We start from the raw sequence: 22721 nt of genomic DNA, 5'->3' as shown, positions 1-22721 counted from the left end.
ATCAAGGGATTGATATAAAGATATTTGCGGAGAGTAGGCATCGTCCTGCCACCCCGACTAAAAACCCCTTAAATCGTATGATTTAAGGGGTTTTCTATTTATTCCACCTTATAATCTCCAAAGGGATAGCGAATCACTACAAAAATTTACAGGATTTATACTTTAAGCATGCAATTAGTTGGCTTAAAAAGCAAGAGTATCACCTCCATGAGTTTTTTGTGAGTTAAATGCCTGTTTTTTAAATATTTGTGTTTTAGTTATGAGCAATCAACTAACTATTTGGTAAAGTAACATTAACTCTTTTTCATTTATTGTATGATATATTGCGTGGCATTTTACGTGCGTAAACCAATATGACATTATGACAAGTAAAAAACTATTTCAGCCGTTCTCAAAGCTGTGGTGTGTCTTTTTTTTGCTTTTTGCAATTACTGCAACAGCCCAACAACCCTGTACAAATACTTTTGTAAACACCTATACTCCCTCTAGCGGACCGGTAGGTACAATCATTTCAATAAATGGTTCAGGCTTCAATCTTGGTATAGGCACATCGTCTGTGCGTTTTAACGGAATACAATCACCCGGATATACAGTAGTATCCGATTCAGAGATTTTGGCAGCGGTTCCTGCCGGGGCTTCAACCGGTACAATAAGGGTTACCACAAATGGGTGCGTGGCAACAGGAGGTGTATTTACAGTACTGACTTCTGCCTGTATAACCCCTGAGATTTATATATCAGAGTTATATGACCATGTACCACTAAGTTATGGAATGATAGAGCTTACTAATCCATCCTCTACAACTACAATAGATTTCAATGGAGAGTATGTTCTAGAGCGTTTTGGAGATAATTTTACAGATCTTACTAATCCTGCTTTAGTGCCGGATTATACTCTTATTTTACAGGGATCTATAGATCCAGAGTCTACTTATAATGTAGTTTCACGTAATAATGGCGGCGACCCGGGTTGTACTGCACGTGTCGACGCAACAATGGGGTCTGGTATAAATGGTAATGATGTATTCAGGCTAAAAAAGAATGGTGTGGTTATAGATATTTCTAAAGCACCCAGTAATGCAGGTTATACTGTAAAGCGTAAGTCTAATACAGGTATTGTGGCGCCTACAACAGCTTATAGGGCTGCTGACTGGGATATTGTTGGGATGAATTGTAGTGACCTTGGTGAGCCCAACGGCCCACCTGCTACGGGAGGTCCTGTGGTAGATGTAATAACACAGCCTCAGGATTATATAGTATGTGCCGGAGGGCAGGCTACATTTTCTACAGTTGTGGCACCGGCTCAGGGTGCTACATATCAGTGGAAAATGCTTGTTTCCGGAGCGTGGGTAAATGTAACAGGAGCCAATTTTTCCGGGGCTACTACTGCTATACTTACTGTAAATAGTGTAACGTCTAATCTTGATGACACTCAATACTATTGTGTTATAACCACTCCCGGTTGTACTTTAATTACTAATGCTGCTCAGCTTGAGGTGACTCCGGCTGTAAATGTTACAGCTCTACCTGCAAATCCTCTAACCTGTACGTCAACAACGGGAACACTTACAGTAACTGCCCCGCTGGGTGCCCAATATGAATATAGTATAGATGGTGTTACATTCCAACCAGGAATATTGTTTACACTGCCATCAGGAAGTTATACCGTTACGGTAAGGAATACACAGGGCTGTACTTCGATTAGCCCGGTTTATACAATTGGCAATGCCCCAGCCGCGCCAGTAGCTGCAACGGCTTTGCCTACAGATCCTCTAGCCTGTGCATCAACAACGGGAACACTTACAGTAACCGCCCCGCTGGGTGCCCAATATGAATATAGTATAGATGGTGTTACATTCCAATCGGGTACATTGTTTACACTGCCATCAGGAAGTTATACCGTTACGGTAAGGAATACCCAGGGCTGTACATCAGTTAGTGCGCCATATGTTATTAATCCTGCTCCGGCCACGCCAATAGCTGCAACGGCTTTACCTACAGATCCTCTAACCTGTGCGTCAACAACAGGAACACTTACAGTAACCGCCCCGCTGGGTGCCCAATATGAATATAGTGTAGATGGCGTTGCATTCCAACCAGGAATATTGTTTACACTGCCATCAGGAAGTTATACCATTACGGTAAGGAATACACAGGGCTGTACTTCGGTTAGCCAAGTTTATACAATTGGCAATGCTCCTGCTGCGCCAATAGCTGCAACGGCTTTACCTACAGATCCTCTAACCTGTGCATCAACAACGGGAACACTTACAGTAACTGCCCCGCTTGGTACACAATATGAATATAGTATAGATGGTGTTACATTCCAACCAGGAATATTATTTACACTGCCATCAGGAAGTTATACCATTACGGTGAGGAATACCCAGGGCTGTACTTCGGTTAGTCCGGTTTATACAATTGGCAATGCTCCGGCGGCGCCAATAGCTGCGACAGCAGTACCTGCCGATCCTCTAACCTGTGCATCAACAACGGGAACGCTTACAGTAACCGCCCCGCTGGGTGCCCAATATGAATATAGTGTAGATGGCGTTACATTCCAATCGGGTACATTGTTTACACTCCCTTCAGGAAGTTATACCGTTACGGTAAGAAATACTCAGGGCTGTATATCAGTTAGTGCACCATATGTTATTAATCCTGCTCCGGCGGCGCCAATAGCTGCGACAGCAGTACCTGCCGACCCTCTAACCTGTGCATCAACAACGGGAACACTTACGGTAACCGCCCCGCTGGGTGCCCAATATGAATATAGTATAGATGGTGTTGCATTCCAATCGGGTACATTGTTTACACTGCCATCAGGAAGTTATACTATTACGGTAAGGAATACACAGGGCTGTATATCAGTTAGTGCACCATATGTTATTAATCCTGCTCCGGCCGCGCCAATAGCTGCAACGGCAGTACCTGCCAATCCTCTAACCTGTGCGTCAACAACGGGAACACTTACAGTAACTGCCCCGCTGGGTGCCCAATATGAGTATAGTGTAGATGGCGTTACATTCCAGTCAGGCACATTATTTACACTTCCTTCGGGAAGTTATACTGTTACGGTAAGGAATACTCAGGGATGTACTTCGGTTAGCCCTGTTTACGTGATTAATCCTGCTCCGGCCGGACCGTTATCTCCAACTGCAACCCCTGTAGATCCTGTATGTGGCACTACATCTGGTACATTAATAATCACGGCACCATTAGGGGCAGAATATCAATATAGTGTAGACGGTGGAGCCTTCCAGTCGGGTACAATATTTTCTGTTAATCCGGGAACTCATATTGTTACGGTACAGAATGCCCAAGGCTGTACTTCTGTAAGTTTACCTTATGTAGTTAATCCGGCTGTGCCAGCGCCAGTAGCGGCAACAGCAACAACTATTGACGCTACATGTGCTTCTTTGTCAGGATTACTAACCATTACTGCTCCGTTAGGATCAGAATACCAGTATAGTGTAAACGGAGGTGCATTCCAGGCAGGAACCAGTTTTACACTTCCGGCAGGTAGCTACACCATTACAGTACAAAATACTCAGGGTTGTACATCAGTAAGCCCACCGGTTATTATTAATACCTCGCAAGCAGGTGCGCCACAGCTAACAGGTGCACAGGGTTGCAGGCCAACAATTAATGGTAATAACTATATTTTAGAAGGAATGTCTTTAAATAATAGCTTTGATGTGGCAAATGTGCAATTTGAGTGGAGAATTGCCGGTCAGGCTACCGTTTTAGGAAGTGATACTACTTTTAATGTAACAGAATATGGTGTGAGTAATAACATAAGGACTGAAGATTATCCGTTAGTGTTTGAACTTACAGTAAGTACTTCAGGCGGATGTACTGATGCGTATCGCTTTACTGTAGATGGTGTTTTCTGTGATATTCCGAGAGGTATTTCGCCAAATAATGATAATATGAACGACCGTTTTGATCTTACAGGACTTAACGTTAGAAAGATTGAGATATTTAACCGTTACGGACTTGAAGTTTATAAAAGATCAGACTACTCTAATGAATGGTTTGGACAAACTAACGGGGGAGATGAATTGCCAACAGGTACTTATTATTATGTAATAAACATGGACAATGAAACGAAAACCGGATGGGTTTATGTAAACAGAAGTAATTAAGAAAGAAATGATAAGGAAAATGGCTGCAAATTGTAGCCATTTTCTGTTTTATAGCACTTTACAATTATTTTACATACAAAAGATTATAATTTAACTTCTTAAAATTAGGTTAAATTGTATAAGATTATAACTTTGCCTTGTTAAACCTGTTACATTTATAACTGATGACCCAAAAATACCCGAAGTATTTTTACTCGAAATTTCTGCTGGCAGTAGTGTGCCTTGTTTTTACTGTAAGTAATTTAAAGGCACAAATTTATAGACATGAATTTGGTACGACTACCATAAATACGTATCCGTATAGGGTAGCACCTGTAACTATAGAATCACATTTGTCAGGATCTACATGGACAAATAATCTTGTTCCTGGTTCCTGGTCCAGCGGTAATGGTAGTGGCGGCACAGCATCGGCCATACAGGCTGTTACGCCAACAGGAGCAGTTACTATTACGCTAACTTTTAATGTTGCTCCTGGTTTTGCTGTGGATGTTACATCTTTTAATTTCTGGACAAGAAAAAGCAACTCAGGGCCAGCAAACTGGTCGATGGCTATAAATAGCATTACCGTAGGTAGTGGACTAACTTCAGGATCAGGCGCTAATGCAGGAGCTACATCGCTACCGGTAAGTAACCCAGTAACGGGTCTAACGGGTACAGTATCAGTAGTGCTAACCTTAACCGGCGGCACAGGCGGTAATATACGCCTTGACGATTTTACCCTGAATGGCAGGGTTTATTCTAATTGTAATACTGCTACCGTAACATCGTTTACACCTGCAACGGGGCCGGATAATACTGTTGTTATCATAACCGGAAATGGTTTTACCGGTGCACAGGCGGTACTGTTTGGAACTACGGCAGCAACATATACGGTAATCTCAAATACACAAATAAGGGCTGTTGTGCCTCAGGGTGCTGCAACAGGACCGATATCTGTAAGGGCTTCAGATGGTTGTTTAAGTGAGTCTCCTGCAACTTTTACAGTATTAACACCCCAATGTGCCAGCGCAGAAATTTATATTTCAGAACTGTATGATGAATATGCTGGCGATCCGGGAGTTGTAGAAATATACAACCCGGGAGCCAATACAGTTACATTTAATGGTGAATATACATTAGAGCGCTTTGGCGATTTTGATAATCTTTCCACTCCGGGATATAATATTACACTTTTAGGCTCTGTTGGTCCTGGCCAAACCCATTTGGTGAGGGCAGGGGGTGATGCTTTTGATTGTCTTTATGCCAGAACACTTACTTATGATACTTACATGGGTGGTTTTAATGGTAAAGATGCTTTCAGGCTTAGAAAAAATGGTGTGCTAATAGACCATGTGACTACAGCACCAATAGGTAATTCTGAAGCAGACAGAGGGTATACAATGATTCGAAGGCCAAATGCAGTTGCACCTAATATAAACTTTTCTGCGAGTGACTGGATTTCAAGTCCTACCGAATATTGTTCAAACCTTGGTATGCATACTGCAAATCCTACTCCGGGTAATGTACCTGCAATTACGTCACCCTCTAACCAGTCGGTTTGCCAGGGCGGTACAGCAACCTTTAGTACATCGGTAGCTACAGGTACTGGATATACCTATCAATGGAAAGTATTAAATAGTAGTGGTAACTGGGTAAATGTTACAAATGGTACTAATTATGCAGGTGCTACAACAGCAACATTTACGGTTAGTAATATACCGGCATCATTTGACCAGAACCAGTATTATTGCGAAATTACGTCAACAACCTGTACTTTGTATTCTGATGCTGCATTGCTTACAACAGGTGCAACTTTAACCGCTCCCGTAGTAACCCCTACAGATCCTACCTGTACAACACTGGGTAGTATTGTAATTACTGCTCCAACAGGCGCAGGCTTAACCTATAGTATAGATGGTACTAATTATGTTTCTACAACTACATTTACAGTAGGGGCAGGTACATATAGTATAACAGCAAAAAATGCCGCGGGTTGTATTTCTCCGGTTACTACACAATTAATAAATCCAGCCGCAGCTGCACCTGTCGCTCCAACAGTAACCCCTACACAGCCTACCTGTACAAATGCACAGGGCAGCATTGTAATTACCGCACCAACAGGCACAGGTCTAACCTATAGTATAGACGGTACAAACTATGTTGCAACCACTACGTTCAGCGTAGGGCCTGGTAGTTACAATGTAACGGTAAAAAATGCTTCGGGTTGTATTTCCCCGGCAACGGTTCAGGTAATAAATGCAGCGCCATCTGCACCTGTTGCGCCAACAGTAACTCCAACACAGCCTACCTGTACAAACGCACAAGGCAGCATCGTGATAACCGCACCAACAGGCACGGGTTTAACCTATAGTATAGACGGGACTAACTATGTTGCAACTACTACGTTCAACGTAGGGATACCGGGAAGCTATAACGTAACGGTAAAAAATACCGCAGGTTGTATATCTCCGGCAACGGTTCAGGTAATAAATGCAGTACCATCTGCACCTGCTGCGCCAACAGTAACCCCAACACAGCCTACGTGTACAAACGCACAGGGCAGCATCGTGATAACCGCTCCAACAGGCACGGGTTTAACCTATAGTATAGATGGGACTAACTATGTTGCAACTACTACGTTCAACGTAGGGATACCGGGAAGCTATAACGTAACGGTAAAAAATGCAGCGGGTTGTATTTCTCCTGCTACGGTTCAGGTTATAAATGCAGCACCGCCAGGGCCTGTTGCGCCAACAGTAACCCCAACACAGCCTACGTGTACAAACGCACAGGGCAGTATTGTAATAACCGCCCCAACAGGGGCGGGCTTAACCTATAGTCTAGACGGTACTAACTATGTAGCCACCACTACGTTTAGCGTAGGGCCGGGAAGTTATAGTGTGACGGTTAAAAATGCAGCGGGTTGTATTTCTGCTGCTACGGTTCAGGTAATAAATGCAGTACCATCTGCACCTGCCGCGCCAACAGTAACCCCAACACAGCCAACGTGTACTAATACGCAAGGCAGTATCGTAATTACAGCTCCAACAGGGGCGGGCTTAACCTATAGTATAGACGGTACTAACTATGTAGCTACTACTACGTTTAGCGTAGGGACGGGAAGTTATAATGTAACCGTTAAAAACGCAGCGGGTTGTATATCTGCTGCTACAATTCAGGTTATAAATGCCGCACCAACAGCTCCCGTTGCACCTACACTTATACCTACAGATCCTACCTGTACAACTCAGGGCACCATTGTGATTACAGCCCCGACAGGTACAGGCTTAACTTATAGTATAGATGGTATTAATTATGTTACTGCCACAACCTTTAATGTAGGTTCTGGCACGTATAATGTAACCGTTAAAAACGCCGCAGGTTGTATATCTCCGGCTACAGTTCAGGTAATAAACACTGCACCGGCAGGACCTGCCGCGCCGTTAGTAACCGTTACACAGCCTACGTGTGTGGTTGCAACCGGAAGTTTAGTAATTACAGGACCTTCAGGAACCGGTTTTACTTACAGCATTGACGGTATCAACTACAGTTCTGCTATGTCATACGGGCCACTTAGTGCCGGGCGCTATACTATTACGGTTAAAAATGCTGCGGGCTGTATCTCTCCTGTAAAGGTTGAGGTAATTAATGCGCAGCCTGTAACACCCGTTGCACCTACAGTAATGCCTACAAACCCTGCATGTGGAGAAGCAACCGGAAAAATAGTAATTACAGCTCCGTTAGGTGCAGGCTACACATATAGTATAGACGGTACAAATTATCTTAGCACTACAACTTTTAATGTTGTACCGGGTACTTATAATATAACAGCTAAATCGGCCGGTGGATGTATTTCTCCTGTTACTGTCCAGATAATTGATGCTGCGCCAACGGCTCCGGCTACTCCTTCGATAGTAACTACACAGCCAGATTGTACCACGCTTGGTACAATAGTAATTACAGCTCCTGTGGGGGCTGGCATAACGTATAGCATTGACGGCATCATCTATGATGCTACAACAACATATAGTAACCTGCCACCGGGCAATTATACCATAAGGATAAAAAATGCGGGAGGATGTATATCTTCAATTACCCAACGCATAAACGCGCAGCCGGCTACGCCTGTTGCACCACGTTATACGGTTACACAACCTACGTGTGCAGACCCTGTGGGTAAAATAACAATTACGAGTCCATATGGGGCGGGTTATACCTATAGCCTTGACGATATTACTTACCAGACAGGTATCACATTTACAGGGCTTGGAGCAGGTACTTATACTGTATACGTTAAAAATGCTGCGGGCTGTAAAGCATCTGCAGGACCTGTGGTTATTGACCCGGCACCAGCTCCGGCACCGTCCCCGGGTACAATTACCGGAAATACTACCGTATGTATTGACGATACACTACAGCTTACACCTTCGGTTGCAGGAGGGGTTTGGTCGGTTGTAAGTACCGCAAATGCAACCATTGACGCAAACGGGCTTCTTACACCAAAACGTGCCGGAACTGTAACAGTGGTTTATACTGTAGGTACGGTTTGTACTGCCGATGTGCGTACAACAATAACCATTTATGCGCTGCCAAGGCCGGTAATAAAAGATATATATTTATGTGTTGATAATGTAACCGGAGTGCCAATCCCTAAAGTTTTACAAAGCAACCTTAATAATACTGACTATACTTTTGTATGGGAGAAAGATGGTAATGCACTGCCTCACACCACGGCTTCAATACTGGTTATGGAAGAGGGGGAATACTTGGTTACGGCAACACACAAAATATCAGGTTGTGAAACAACGGCTACCGGGCGTGTAGGACTGTCTTCAATAGCTCTGGCAACTGCCGAGGTAGGAGTCGACTTTAGCCGCAACCAGGTTATAAAAATAAATGTAACCGGAGGTTCAGGAAGCTATGAATATAGCCTGGACGGCGGAGCATATCAGGATGATGCTTACTTTACAGGTATTTATGATGGTGAGCATACTATAAGGGTAAATGATGTAAACGGCTGTGGCTATATAGAGCTTACTGTTTTTGCACTTAACTATCCGCGTTTTTTTAGTGCCAATAGCGATGGACACCGCGATACCTGGAACATTAAAGGACTTGAAAGTCAGTACAACGCCCTGATATTTATATATGACAGGTATGGTAAATTAATTACATCTATAAGACCTGCCGGACAGGGGTGGGATGGCACATTAAACGGCTACCCGCTACCGGCTACAGATTACTGGTTTAGTGTACTGTATGATTCATCTACCGGTACCAGAAAAGAGTTTAAGGCACATTTCTCTTTATTACGCTAGCATCCACAATTTTATATAGTTCTGTTTTCTGATTTTTAAGCCTCCGTATCGCAGCGGGGGCTTCATTTTTATGTGCTTTCAAAAAAGTATAAAATCTGTAAAAAATGAATAAAAAAAATTACTATATGGTTAATTTACAGCAATATACTATTGTTTTAACGAAAATTTTATAATCCTAACCTTCTGGTTAAGAAACAATAATAATCCTCTTACGGTAACACAACCTTAAGAATTACCCTCGGGTGTTTTCATTTTCTAAATTTGATATACTATTGATAAACAATAGTTTCCAATCAAATTATTACCTTATGAAAACAATCTTACGCAAGACATTACGCAATGTCTTTTCAATGTCGGCGCTAATGGCAGCGGCAGCAACATGGGGACAGGTTACCTTACCTGCAAGTTCTCCTTATTCAGAAAATTTTAATACCACGCCGGGAGCGGCTGGTACGGCCTATCCATCGGGCTGGACATCTTACAACGGCACTACAGCAGATAATGCTATGGTAGTGGGTACTGCTGCATCTACGTCAGGAGCTAATTACAATTATGGTTCAAGGATAGGTATCCTGGGATCAGGAAGTGCTTTTTCACCATCATCAGTAGTGCTTAACATTGCAGGCACCACAGGAAAAACAAACCTGGTAATTTCTTATGATGTAATTAAAATAAGAGAACAGGCGCGCAGCAACTCTTTTAACCTTGAAATTAGTACTACATCTGCCACAACAGGATTTACAGCAGTAACCGGTGGTGCTTATGCTTCAGGAACTATTGCAGAGGGTACTGTAACTCCTTATACAAATGTAAGTCTTTCTGCTCTTGACAATACCTCAGGTAACATCTGGATCCGTTGGAGTTATGCTGAAGTTAGTGGTTCTGGCAGCAGAGACGGTATTGCGCTTGATAATGTAGTGCTTTCATGGAGCTCGGCTCCGGTACTGGCGGCTCCGGTAGCTACTGCTGCTTCAGCTGTTACTGCAAATAGCTTTGAAGCTAACTGGCAGCCTGTAACAGGTGCAAGTGGCTACAGGCTAGATGTAAGTACATCACCATCTTTTAGTAGTGCTTCACCAGTATCAGACCTTTTCTTCTCTGAGTATGTAGAAGGATCTGGTACTAATAAATATCTTGAAATATATAACGGTACAGGTGCAGCTGTAAATCTTGGAGATTACAGGGTAAGGCTATATTCTAATGGCAGCACCGCAGCAACAGGATCTGCAAATGATGTGCAGCTTTCTGGTACATTAGCAAATGGTGCTACTGTTGTACTAAAAAATACTACAGCAACATTATATACGGGTGCGGCCACTATAGTAGCGTCTGTTAACTTTAATGGAGATGATGCTATAGCTCTGTATAAAATATCTACTTCATCTAATGTTGATATCTTTGGCAGAATAGGAGAAGATCCGGGTGTAGCCTGGACAAGCCCTTCTAACAGCACACTTGATAAAACCCTTATTAGAAAACCATCTGTAACAGGAGGCGTTACAGTAAACCCTGCATCTGGTTTCCCTACACTGGAAACTGAGTGGACGGTTGCCAACCTGGATGACGTTGCCAACCTTGGCATGCATACCTTTGTAGGTGGCACAAATGCTTTTGTTCCCGGTTATCAGGATCTTGCTGTAAGCAGCACCTCTCAGGTTGTAAGTGGCCTTGCCGCCAGTACACAATATTATTACAGGGTTAGGGCAGTAGCAGCTGCGGTTACAAGTACTAATTCTAATGTAATTACAGTAAACACTACAGTAAATACATCGCCTGTTTTAACAGCCACAGCGTTAGCCGATTTTGGTAGCGTATGTATAGAAACTGTTGGTACACCGGTATTGTTTACCATTTCAGGAAGCAATCTTGTAGCAGGCGATATTACTGTTGGCCCTCTTGATGGTTACACATTCTCTGAAACTGCAACAGGTACGTTTACAGATTCTCTTACTGTAGCACAAACAGGTGGTACTTTTACACATGATTTATATGTGCAGTTTGCTCCGGTAGTGGCTGGCCCTTATAACGGCAACATTACCGTAAGCGGCGGTGGTGCTACAAGTTTTGCTGCTGCTGTAACAGGTACAGGTGTTAATTCATCTCCTACAGTAGTAATTTCATCAGTAACATCTCCTACATCTTCAACTTCAACAATACTTTCAGAAGTAACCGCACAAGGTTGCTCAGAAGTTTTAGAAAGAGGTATTGTTTATGCCCTAACAGCTTCTCCAGAGCTTCTTGCTCCTAATACAACGCAGGTTGATTCAGGTAGTGGTACAGGTGCTTTTACAGTAAACCTTACTGAACTTGTAGCCGGTACTACTTACCATATAAGGGCATATGCCATAAACAATGGTGATATTTCATATAGCGCAGATGTAGCTATTACAACTGTAAGTTTAGTTGCTCCTGTAGCTGTTGCTGCTACAGCTGTAGGATCTGACACTTTTACTGCTAACTGGAACGAAGTAGAAGGTGCAGTAAGCTACAGGCTTGATGTTAGCGAATCGGCTACTTTTGGTACTGCCACTCTTGCTACAGACCTTTTCTTCTCTGAGTATGTTGAAGGTTCTGCCTCTAACAAATATATAGAGATATACAATGGTACTGGTGCTGCCGTAGACCTTACAGATTACAGAGTAAGGCTGTATGCTAATGGCGCTACTACCGCTACAAATGATGTACAGCTTACAGGAAGCCTTGCAAACGGTGCAACTCTTGTGCTAAAAAACAGCGCTGCTACACTTTATACAGGTACTGCTACTGCTATAGCATCTATAAACTTTAATGGAGACGATGCCATTGCACTATATAAAATATCTACTACTGCCAATGTAGACATCTTTGGCCGTATAGGCGAAGATCCGGGTAGCGCATGGACAAGTACAGCAAACAGTACTCTTGACAAAACCCTTGTTCGTAAATCAACAGTGGCGGGTGGTGTTACAGTAAATCCTGCATCGGGTTTCCCTACATTAGACAGTGAGTGGGAAGTATTACCTATAGATACAGTATCTGGCCTTGGTAGCCATACATTCTCTGGAGTATCATCATCTTTTGTACCGGGTTATGAAAACCTTACTGTAACTGATACGACACAAATAGTTACAGACTTAAACCCTGGCGTAACGTATTACTATAGGGTTAGGGCGGTAGCCGGCAATGCAAGCGTAAACTCTAATGTTGTTATTGTTGAAACTACAACCAGTACAGAGATAAGCGCACAAAGAAAAGCTAATGCTGTACTAACAGATAATAAAGTAATGGTATATAAGCAAAACGGAGCGATAGCTATATCATCTGCAAATGTTGCTGTAAAATCGGTAACTGTATTTGACGTTAATGGCAGACTATTGTTTAATTCAGGTGCTTTTAATGCTAATGATGTTATTTTATCGGATATTAATGCCGTTAATCAGGTTCTTGTCATAAAAACGGTAACAGCAGATAACAAAACGGTAACAAACAAAATTGTGCATTAACAATTGTTTACAATGCTGTTAAGCCGCATTAATAAAGGTACCCCTCCTAATTAGGAGGGGTATTTTGTTTATAATACATAACATAAAATTCAGGCAGTTAACTTTTAGATAATTTATTTGTAACTTATTGATTACTAAAACAAAACATGTATTCCTTCAGTTGGTGGTATTTAAAATTGACCTTTGTGAGGTTCCAATCAAATTAAATCAAAACTATTTATGAAGACAATTTTACAGCGAATGCGACGAGACTTATTTCTTTGTGTCTTGTTTTTTACAGTTATGGGGTCGTGGGCCCAGACAATTACTTTAGGAGACTTAGATAGTAGTCCTACTACTTACACACCAGACCCGGCAGGTGTCACTTTTACAAGTGCATCTAGAGGTAGTGGAGTAGGATCGGCCTCAGCAAGTGGATCTATGAGCGGCAACAGCTTTAACACTGCTTCTCCTGAGGCATCTTACACAGGTAACAAGTTCTATACATTTAACATTAGTGCAGATGCAGGTTATAATGTTACACTAACAAGCTTTACCTGGTTAACTACATTAAGTGGTACTGCCAGCGGAACAAAGTTTACCATCAAGTATATCAATAATAATGGTACACTAACTAATTTTGGTACTGCTTCACAATCAAATACTACTACAAATACATTTACAGGTAGTGTAGTTATTGCGGCAGGCACAACGCTAAAACTTTATTTAATACCTTCAGGTGCTAATGCAGCTACCGGTACAGTAAGGTTTAGAAACGGTTCTACTTTTAATCTTACTGTAGCAAGTTCATCAACTGCACCTACAGTAAGCGATGTTACAGATGTTACCGATATTACAACTAACAATGCTTCTGCAACAGGTACTGTAAGTGCTACAGGCGGTGCGGCTCTAAGTGCTAAAGGCCTTGTATGGACTACTTCTTCGACAACTACTCCTGTGCTTAGTACAAATAACTTTAGCAAAATTACAGGCGGAACAGATGTAAGTACTTTTGCAGCTAATTTTAGTTATGTAAACGTTACGACAACAAACCTTCTTTCTAATACACAATATTTTTATAGGGCTTATGCTACAAACTCTGCAGGTACCGGTTACAGTACCAGCAAACTTAGTTTTTATACCCTTGCCCTTACTCCGGCTATACCTACGGTTAACAATGCTACAACAACTACGCTTGATGTAAAGGTAGTTTCCGGAGGCAACAATACCGCTACAACATATGCAATACAGGAAGCCGGAGGTAAGTATGTACAGGCTGACGGATCTTTAGGAGATACTGAAGTTTGGCAAACCCTTGCTGCCTGGGGTACAGAAACAGTAACTGGGCTTACTGCCGGTACTACTTATTCTTTTGCTGTTAAGGCACGCAACGGGGCCAATGTTGAAACCGCTTTTAGCAGCAGCGCTACAGGTACTACATTAAATGCTAATGCACCTTCGCTTGTTCTGGAAAATGCATCGCTAAATTTCGACAGTTTTTGTATTAATACTACTACTGTAAGCAATTTTACATTTAGTAGTACAAATCTACAAGGCGGTATAATAGAAATTAAAGCAGTTAACGGTTATAGCTACTCACTTACAGAAGCGGGTGTGTTTACACCAACTCTTGATATAGAAGATTATGATGGTAGTATAACTACTGTATATGTAAAATTTGCCCCAACAGCAGTACAAAGCTATAATGGTACTATAGTAATGGAAGCACTTAATGCTGATGCTGAAATAGCAGAGCTTAGCGTGCCTGTTTTGGGTAGTGGAGAAAACAATCCTGGTACGGTAACAACCGTTGCGGTAACAGCATCAACAATCACATCTGTAAGCGGTATACTTTCGGCTACTGCTACAACCGGTGGTTGTTCTGTTTTTTCAGAATATGGTTTTGATTATGCTACTACATCTGCTGCTATTACCGGTGGTACAGCTACGCGTGTGCAAACAACAGATGTATCTGGTACTACATTTACAAAGCAACTTACAGGTCTTTTACCTTCTACAGTTTACTACTACAGGGCTTATGCTATAGATGGTACAGGTACAGTTTATGCCACGGGTACAGCTATACGTTCATTTACAACATCAGCAATAGCTACTCCGGTTACTATAGCCGCTACAAATGTAGAGCAGACGAGTTTTCAGGCTAACTGGAATACCGTTGAGGCTGCGGCCGGCTACAGGCTTGACGTAAGTACTAATCCTGATTTTGGTACTGCTACATTCGCAACAGATCTTATTTTTTCAGAATATGTAGAAGGTACAAGTAATAACAAGGCCCTTGAAATATATAATGGAACCGGTGCTACCGTAAACCTTTCTGCTTATTCTATAAAACAGCAATTAAATGGTAGCGGCGATTTTGGAGATGGTAATGAATATACTTTACCGCTTCCTAACTTTAACCTTCAGCATGGACAGACCTATGTAATAGCTTCTGATGGCGCATCAGGAATATCGTCTACAAAAAATCTGATACTTAATTATAATACATTACCGGGCGGACGCGTAATTCATTATAATGGTAACGACCCTATTGCACTATACAAAAACAATGTACAAATTGATCTTATTGAAGGAGGCGAAGATGTAACGCTTGTTAGAAAAGCAGATGTGCTTGCACCATCAACAAGTTATTATGCTTCTCAATGGACATCATATGCTAATAATACATATACTTATTTGGGCAGCCATACTATGAATACGACTTTTATACCGTCATTTGTAACAGGCTACAACAATCTTGATGTTAGTAATGTAATCAGTTATGACGTAACTAATCTTACACCTTTTACAACTTATTATTATCGTGTAAGGGCATATAGTGGCAGCAATGCTACTGCAAATTCTAACGTAACAAGTGTAACTACAAAAGTAGGCTCGCTTACATGGGTAATACCATCTGGACAAACAACAGCTCAATGGACACCGGCTGCTTATCCTAACGGTACAGCTACAGTTGTAAACGCTGCTACAGATGTAACAATTAATGCAGATTATAACACTGCTGTTAACGGTACTTTTACTGCGGGTAAACTTACTCTTAAGAATGGTAAAACAATTACTGTAGCAACAGGTACAACACTTACGCTTAATACAATTGTAAACGAAGCAGGTGCAGATAAGTTTGTTGTAGAAGATAATGGTGCATTACTTCAATCGGCAAATGTTCAGAATACAAGTAACATAACGGTACACAAAAAGAGCAATCCGCTATTCAGGCTTGATTACACATTGTGGTCATCTCCTGTAAAAGGACAAAACCTTCTTAGTTTTTCTCCAAATACAGCGGCTAACCGTTTTTATGAGTACGGATATGCAAGCAACGGTACAGAGTTTATAGAAGGCTACTGGTCAGTAACACCTGGCGATAATACTTTTGATGCTGCTAAAGGTTACCTTATCCGTATGCCAAATGCTGATGGTCGCGGTGGTTATAATGGCGGAGATACTTCATTTGCATTTGATGGTACTTTTGCAGGTGTGCCAAACAATGGCGATGTAACAATAGCACTTTCTACACAAAATAATCGTTTTACGGCAGTAGGTAACCCATATCCATCGCCTGTAAGCGTAGCTAAATTCTTTGCTGAAAATGAAGACAAGCTTCAGTTAGGTACAGGTTTATATTTATGGAGAAAGCGTAACGGAGACCAGTCTTCATCTTACGCTACTTTAACAAAAGCAGGATACACTGTTAATCCTGACGATGCAAGTACTGTAACGCTTGGTAACTTTTACCAGGGTAATGATGCCGAGGCAGGTAACTGGCTAATAAGTCAGGGACAAGGCTTTATTGTAAAAACAGCCGAAGGCCTTACAGCGCCACAGCTTAAATTTACAAACAGTATGCGTAGTGCTTCGCCGGGAGCTTCACAAGGCTTCTTTAGAACAGCTCAGGGTACTGTAGCTTCTAAACTATGGTTAAACATAAAATCACAAAGCGGTACTGCCAGCCAGGCAATGGTTGCTTATATGCACCAGGGTACTACAGGTCTTGACTATGGTTATGACGGGCTTAAGCTTACAGATAGTAATACATTATCTTTATACTCGATAGCAGAAAATAAACAACTGGCCATACAGGCAAGGCCGGAGTTTAATGCCTCAGATGTGGTGCTTATGGGCTTTACAGCTGCAACTGCTGGGCAGTTTACAATAAGCCTTGACCATGCAGAAGGAGTATTTACACAAGGCCAGGTTATTTACCTAAAAGATAATGCCGAAGGTATCATCCGTAACATAAGCGACCGCGATTATACCTTTACTACAGAGGCCGGTACTTTTGAGAACCGCTTTGAAGTACTATATACAAACTCAGTATTAGGTACAGATAACCCTACGCTTGATCCTAACACAGTAATTGTTTATAAACAAGGCAATAACATTAGTGTTAACACAGGAAACACGCTTATTAATGGTGTAAATGTATTTGACATAAACGGAAGGCAGCTTTACAGCAAAGCAGGCGTTAGCGCAACCGAAACGGTTATAAACAGCCTTAACGTAGCTAAACAGGTACTTATAATAGAAATTGATACCGTAAAAGGTAAAGTTTCTAAGCGTATTGTTTACTAACGGCTGCAAGCCTTAAAGTTATCCCAAAATATAGAACCCCCGGTGCTAAGGTGCCGGGGGTTTTTATATTTTGATTTAGAGTTCAAAAATCTAAAAATCTCTTTTCAAAGTTTAAATTATTTGGGTTATTTTTGCCCATGCAACACAACGTACTTATTTTAGATTTCGGCTCGCAATACACACAGCTTATTGCGCGCAGGGTTCGCGAGTTAAATATCTTCTGCGAAATTTTCCCTTATAATAATCCACCGTCAGATTTGTCGTCTTACAAGGCGGTTATACTTTCAGGCAGTCCGTTTTCGGTTCGTGCCGAAGATGCCCCGCATCCTGATCTTTCTAACATTCGTGGTAAACTACCGTTACTTGCAGTATGCTACGGTGCACAATACCTTGCCCATTTTAATGGAGGAGAGGTAGCGCCAAGTAACATTCGCGAGTATGGCCGTGCTAACCTTTCTTATATTAAAGAAGGTGAGGCATTCCTGGAAGGTGTTTCTGCACACAGCCAGGTATGGATGAGCCATAGCGATACCATTAAAAAACTGCCTGAGGGCGGAGTGGTGCTTGCAAGCACTAAAGATGTAGAAAATGCGGCTTACCGCATAGAGGGAGAAACTACTTATGCCATACAGTACCATCCTGAAGTATACCACAGTACGGAAGGAAAACTAATGCTGGAAAACTTTTTGGTAAAGATAGCTGAGGTACCTCAAAACTTTACACCAAATAGTTTTGTAGAGGAAATAGTTGAAGAGTTAAAAACTAAGATAGGCAATGATAAAGTAGTGCTTGGCCTTAGCGGCGGGGTAGACTCTACTGTTGCGGCAGTATTGCTAAACAAAGCCATAGGGGATAACCTGTACTGCATTTTTGTAAATAATGGTTTGCTTCGCAAAAATGAATTTGAAAGCGTACTGGATCAGTATAAAGATATGGGACTTAATGTAAAAGGCGTTGACGCTTCAGACAGGTTCCTTTCTCAGCTTGCCGGTATTGATGATCCTGAAACAAAACGTAAAACCATAGGCCGCGTATTTATTGAAGTATTTGATGACGAGGCACACCTGCTTACCGATGTTAAGTGGCTGGCTCAAGGTACTATATATCCTGACGTTATAGAGTCGGTTTCTGTAAAAGGGCCGTCTGCTACTATAAAGTCGCACCACAACGTGGGCGGGCTTCCTGATTTTATGAAACTTCAGGTTGTAGAGCCGCTTCGTATGTTATTTAAAGATGAGGTGCGCCGTGTAGGGGCAACGCTTGGTATAGATCCGGAGCTGTTAGGCCGTCACCCATTCCCGGGTCCGGGATTATCAATCCGTATACTTGGCGACATTACGCCAGAGAAAGTGCGTTTGCTACAAGAAGTAGACCATGTATTTATACAAGGGCTTAAAGATCATGGCCTGTATGACAAAGTTTGGCAGGCCGGCGCCATATTGCTACCTGTAAACAGTGTGGGCGTTATGGGCGATGAGCGCACGTATGAAAAAGTTGTTGCCCTGCGTGCTGTAGAAAGTACCGATGGTATGACTGCAGACTGGGTACACCTGCCTTATGAATTCCTAATGAAGGTAAGTAATGAGATTATAAATAAAGTAAAAGGCGTAAACCGCGTGGTGTATGACATCAGCTCTAAACCGCCTGCAACCATAGAATGGGAATAACAAAATGAAAAAAACCACGCTACAAGGCGTGGTTTTTTTATGTGCGTAAGAAAATATTTGTTTTTAAAAAGTTATAATTCATAAACTAAATTTAATGGTTAGTTAAAAAATATAAAAAATATGCAGCTTTTGAGGTGCGATAATGCGATTATCGGCGATTTTATCAATGATTTGCATCTCATGCCGTCTATTTTATAAAACTGTTATTAATTTACCCATGCGCTTGATTTACATTTAATTAGTTCTTATTTTTAACAAAACCTAAACATAAATCAAAACCGCTGTAATATGAAGAAGGAATATCTCTTTTTAGTAATGTGCGCATTTCTGTACATAGGTACAGTACAGGCACAGGAAGTAAGTACGAGTGAAGATGAAACAGCCGTTACTGATGCACCAAAGGAAAATGAAGAACTTGTAGGGCATAAGGTAACACAGGGCGAAACGATTATGATGATTGCCAAAAAGTATAAGGTAAAGCCTAAGGATATTTATGAATACAACCCAACTGCTACCGAGGGTATAGTTGCAAACAGTAATATTAATATACCAATGCACCGTGCCTACGGACGCCCTAAACAAAAAAAAGACAGGAGCATTAGCCAGCCCGAAGGGCCGCTGTATGTTTCAGGCAGTTCCGCAACGGCAGATGTACCTAAAGATTAATCAAACAACCGATTTAATTATAGGTGAAAGAGGCTGTCCGTAATGGGCAGCCTCTTTTTGTATTTATAGCATTTGTGCAATTAAAAGTATTGTAAAGAATTATTTCCTGAATTTACTTATAAGCCATATAACAAGCACAACAACGGCAATTACTAAAAAAATACCGAATCCCATACCGGCTTTAAATATATCTCCTATTGCCTCGCAGCCTGTAAGTAATGATAGCAGCATGGCAAATGCCCCAAGTTTTAGTATTCTGTTTTGCATGATTTTTTGTATTTAGGTTATTGAATACAATAAAGTTAGCTGCTATTTAACAGATTTTTCTTAAAAATAAATTAATTGGGTAAAAATTAAGTAATGGTTTATACCGCAGGGAATATGAGTAAAAACTCATGCTGGCCGCTAAATGTATAGGTTGTTTTAATGTGATATAGCTGTGTTACAGACTGTACCAGCGAAAGCCCGAGCCCGGTAGACTGTTCGTTAGATGAATCTCTATAAAAACGTTTAAATATCAGGTCAGTATCTAAGGGTTTGCTACTCCCTGTGTTTCGTATAGACAGAGCTGTATTAGTAAGTGTTATTGTAATACTCCCAGCAGTATGGTTGTGTACTATGGCATTTTTTAGCAGGTTGATAATTAAAGCAAGTGCCAAACCTTTATTCATGCTAAAATTAAGTACCCCGTCCTGATGTATTTCCAGACTTAATTTTCTGTATTCCAGCAGGTCTTCAAAATCTTCTGCAATCTGCACGGCCAGGTCATTAAAGTTTACATTTTCGGTTGCTGTGTATTGCCTGTTTTCAATTTTAGAAAGCATCAACAACGATTTATTTAGCCTTACTAATCGCTGTAGGGTATCGCTAATTTTACCCAGTTCGGCCATCTGTTCGTCAGGGAGGATGTTGTTTTCTGCAAAAAGTTCCAGTTTATTAAGGCTTATAGCAATAGGGGTTTGCAGTTCGTGGCTCGCATTCTCTATAAATTGTTTCTGGCTGGCATAAGTTGCTTCGTTACGTTGCAACAACTCTTGCAGTTCGCGACTCAGGGTTTTAAATTCGGTTACTTTAGAGTCGGGCGTTTCAAAGGTTTTACCTGTACCGGGCTGATACAATTTAAGCTTGCCCAGTGTAGTGTAAAAAGGCTGCCATGCTCTTTTCAGGATAATCCGGTTGATTATGGCTATACTTACTACAAGCATAATGTATAAGGCAATAAGTGCTGTAAGCAAATCTTCAAGCAATTCATCTTCCTCTACCATACTGGCCCGGATGGTAAGTTTATGCGGATTGCCGTTACGATCATTAAATATGGTTTCTAAAAGGCGTACCGGCTCATCATCATCATCATATTCCATAAACTCAAAGGTGCTGGTAAACTTGTCTGAAAAGTCATAAGTACCTTTAACCAATGGTTCGATCTTATACTGGTTGATACCAAAATCCGGGGTTTCCAGCAACTCCGGATGTGCATAGGTTTCGCGCACAATAAGTATTTTAGAGTTTTTAAGGCCATCGTCTATATTATCGTATACTTCATCAAGTATAACAGCATAAAAAAGTGCTGCCCATACAGCTATTATGGCCAGCAGGCCAATTAATAAATAGCGCAGCGTATAATTTTGTAGTGATATGCCTTTTTTTTCCTTATTCATATTATAGTGCCGTCATTTTATAGCCCATGCCATATACAGCCTGTATATCAGCCTCTGCACTTGCATCTTTTAGTTTTTTGCGAAGGTTTTTTATTTGAGAGTACACAAAGTCAAGATTATCTGCCTGGTCAATGTAATCGCCCCACACAGATTCTGCCAGCGCGGTTTTGCTTACCAGGCGGTTAGGGTTTATCATAAAGTAATACAGCAGGTCAAATTCCTTACGGTTCAGTATAAGTTCAGATCCATCAATTACAACACTGCGCTGTTCTGGCGAGAGGCGAATGTTACCCAGTGTTATAAACGTATCGCCATTATGGCTTTTTCTGCGTATGGCCGATTTAATACGGGCATGGAGCTCTGCAAGGTGAAAAGGTTTTGCCAGGTAATCGTCAGCACCAAGGTCAAGGCTGGTAACCTTATCATCTACAGAGTCTTTAGCCGAGATAATGATAACAGCTTCTTTCTTTTGCAGTTCCTTGAGTTCCTTTACAAGGGCTAGGCCGCTGCCTCCGGGCAACATAATGTCTATAAGCACACAATCATAATCATAGCTGCCTATTTTATCGATACCGGAAACACAGTCATGAGCCGTTTCTACAATATACTTTTCTTTTTCGAGCGATTCTTTTATAACTTCCCGCAGGCCGGGTTCGTCTTCTACAATAAGTATTTTCATACTGGAATTTCTTAGCGGATATCAAATATACCAATTAACGCAGCAAGTTATACCTTAAATCTGGAAACATTTAGGAATAGCAAGAGGTACCATTTTTACGATATATCGTAAAAATGGTACCTCTAACATAGCTGTATTATTATTCGCCAAAGTGTGTATTGCCACGTACGGTTTTACTTTCGGTATCGTTTTTATCATATCGGTCTTTCTCCGTATCCGAATTAAAATCCCTGTTTTCTACTGTTTCTATTTCTTCTTTTTCTGTAGAAGTTCCGCGGCTTTTATTCACTTCAACGCCATTTTCTTCCGTTTTGCCCGAAAGGCTGTTTACCGCAGGGGCTTTCTTTTCGTCAGTGTCTCTGGCACGTTGTTGTGTAACGGTGGTGCCGTCTTTCTTTTTTTCAATTTCAGTATCCAGCTTATCTTTAGAAGGGTCGTAATTCTTAGGGAGATTTTCTCCGCTAAAGCCCTCGTTTACGTGGGCTTCCTTTTCCTGATTGTTTATCTTTTTATCGCCAAGGTCTTTGGTATCATCGGTTCCTGATGTCATAGT

At 41.5% G+C, this 22721-nt stretch carries 10 protein-coding genes; 6 read left to right on the top strand and 4 right to left on the bottom strand.

The window, feature by feature from the left end; all coding sequences use genetic code 11:
• The first annotated feature begins 361 nt into the window (after window positions 1–361).
• The 6 genes from DYH63_RS12690 to DYH63_RS12665 all read left to right on the top strand — a co-directional run bounded on the left by DYH63_RS12690 (window position 362) and on the right by DYH63_RS12665 (window position 19831).
• A complete protein-coding gene (locus tag DYH63_RS12690; protein ID WP_116789161.1) occupies window positions 362–4147 on the top strand; it encodes a T9SS type B sorting domain-containing protein in 3786 nt (1261 codons plus the stop codon).
• Between the two features lie 164 nt (window positions 4148–4311).
• The gene (locus DYH63_RS12685) at window positions 4312–9444 is read left to right on the top strand and encodes a T9SS type B sorting domain-containing protein (protein WP_116789160.1); all 5133 of its coding nucleotides are present in this window, start codon (window positions 4312–4314) and stop codon (window positions 9442–9444) included.
• A gap of 308 nt (window positions 9445–9752) precedes the next feature.
• Window positions 9753–12926 (top strand): beta strand repeat-containing protein, encoded by a 3174-nt coding sequence (locus tag DYH63_RS12680; RefSeq protein WP_116789159.1) that lies wholly within the window; start codon window positions 9753–9755, stop codon window positions 12924–12926.
• 219 nt (window positions 12927–13145) lie between these two features.
• Window positions 13146–17498, top strand: coding sequence for a RemA C-terminal-like gliding motility protein (locus tag DYH63_RS12675; protein ID WP_116789158.1), 4353 nt, complete (start codon window positions 13146–13148; stop codon window positions 17496–17498).
• A 137-nt stretch (window positions 17499–17635) separates the two neighbouring features.
• Complete coding sequence (guaA, locus tag DYH63_RS12670) at window positions 17636–19165, top strand: glutamine-hydrolyzing GMP synthase (protein ID WP_116789157.1); 1530 nt, start codon at window positions 17636–17638, stop codon at window positions 19163–19165.
• Between the two features lie 288 nt (window positions 19166–19453).
• Complete coding sequence (locus DYH63_RS12665) at window positions 19454–19831, top strand: LysM peptidoglycan-binding domain-containing protein (RefSeq protein ID WP_116789156.1); 378 nt, start codon at window positions 19454–19456, stop codon at window positions 19829–19831.
• A 99-nt stretch (window positions 19832–19930) separates the two neighbouring features.
• On the opposite strand, the gene DYH63_RS21325 is transcribed toward DYH63_RS12665, so the two are convergent.
• The 4 genes from DYH63_RS21325 to DYH63_RS12650 form a co-directional block, all read right to left on the bottom strand.
• Window positions 19931–20098, bottom strand: coding sequence for a hypothetical protein (locus DYH63_RS21325; protein WP_162927019.1), 168 nt, complete (start codon window positions 20096–20098; stop codon window positions 19931–19933).
• A 98-nt stretch (window positions 20099–20196) separates the two neighbouring features.
• Window positions 20197–21489 (bottom strand): sensor histidine kinase, encoded by a 1293-nt coding sequence (locus DYH63_RS12660; protein WP_116789155.1) that lies wholly within the window; start codon window positions 21487–21489, stop codon window positions 20197–20199.
• 1 nt (window position 21490) lies between these two features.
• Window positions 21491–22168, bottom strand: coding sequence for a response regulator transcription factor (locus DYH63_RS12655; RefSeq protein WP_116789154.1), 678 nt, complete (start codon window positions 22166–22168; stop codon window positions 21491–21493).
• 139 nt (window positions 22169–22307) lie between these two features.
• Window positions 22308–22718 carry a hypothetical protein gene (locus DYH63_RS12650; protein ID WP_116789153.1) on the bottom strand — a complete coding sequence of 137 codons (411 nt, stop codon included), beginning with the start codon at window positions 22716–22718 and terminating at the stop codon, window positions 22308–22310.
• Between the last annotated feature and the right edge of the window lie 3 nt (window positions 22719–22721).

The organism is Flavobacterium psychrotrophum, from assembly GCF_003403075.1.
Taxonomy (GTDB): Bacteria; Bacteroidota; Bacteroidia; order Flavobacteriales; family Flavobacteriaceae; genus Flavobacterium; species Flavobacterium psychrotrophum.
This window is presented reverse-complemented; position numbering and strand designations above follow the sequence as displayed.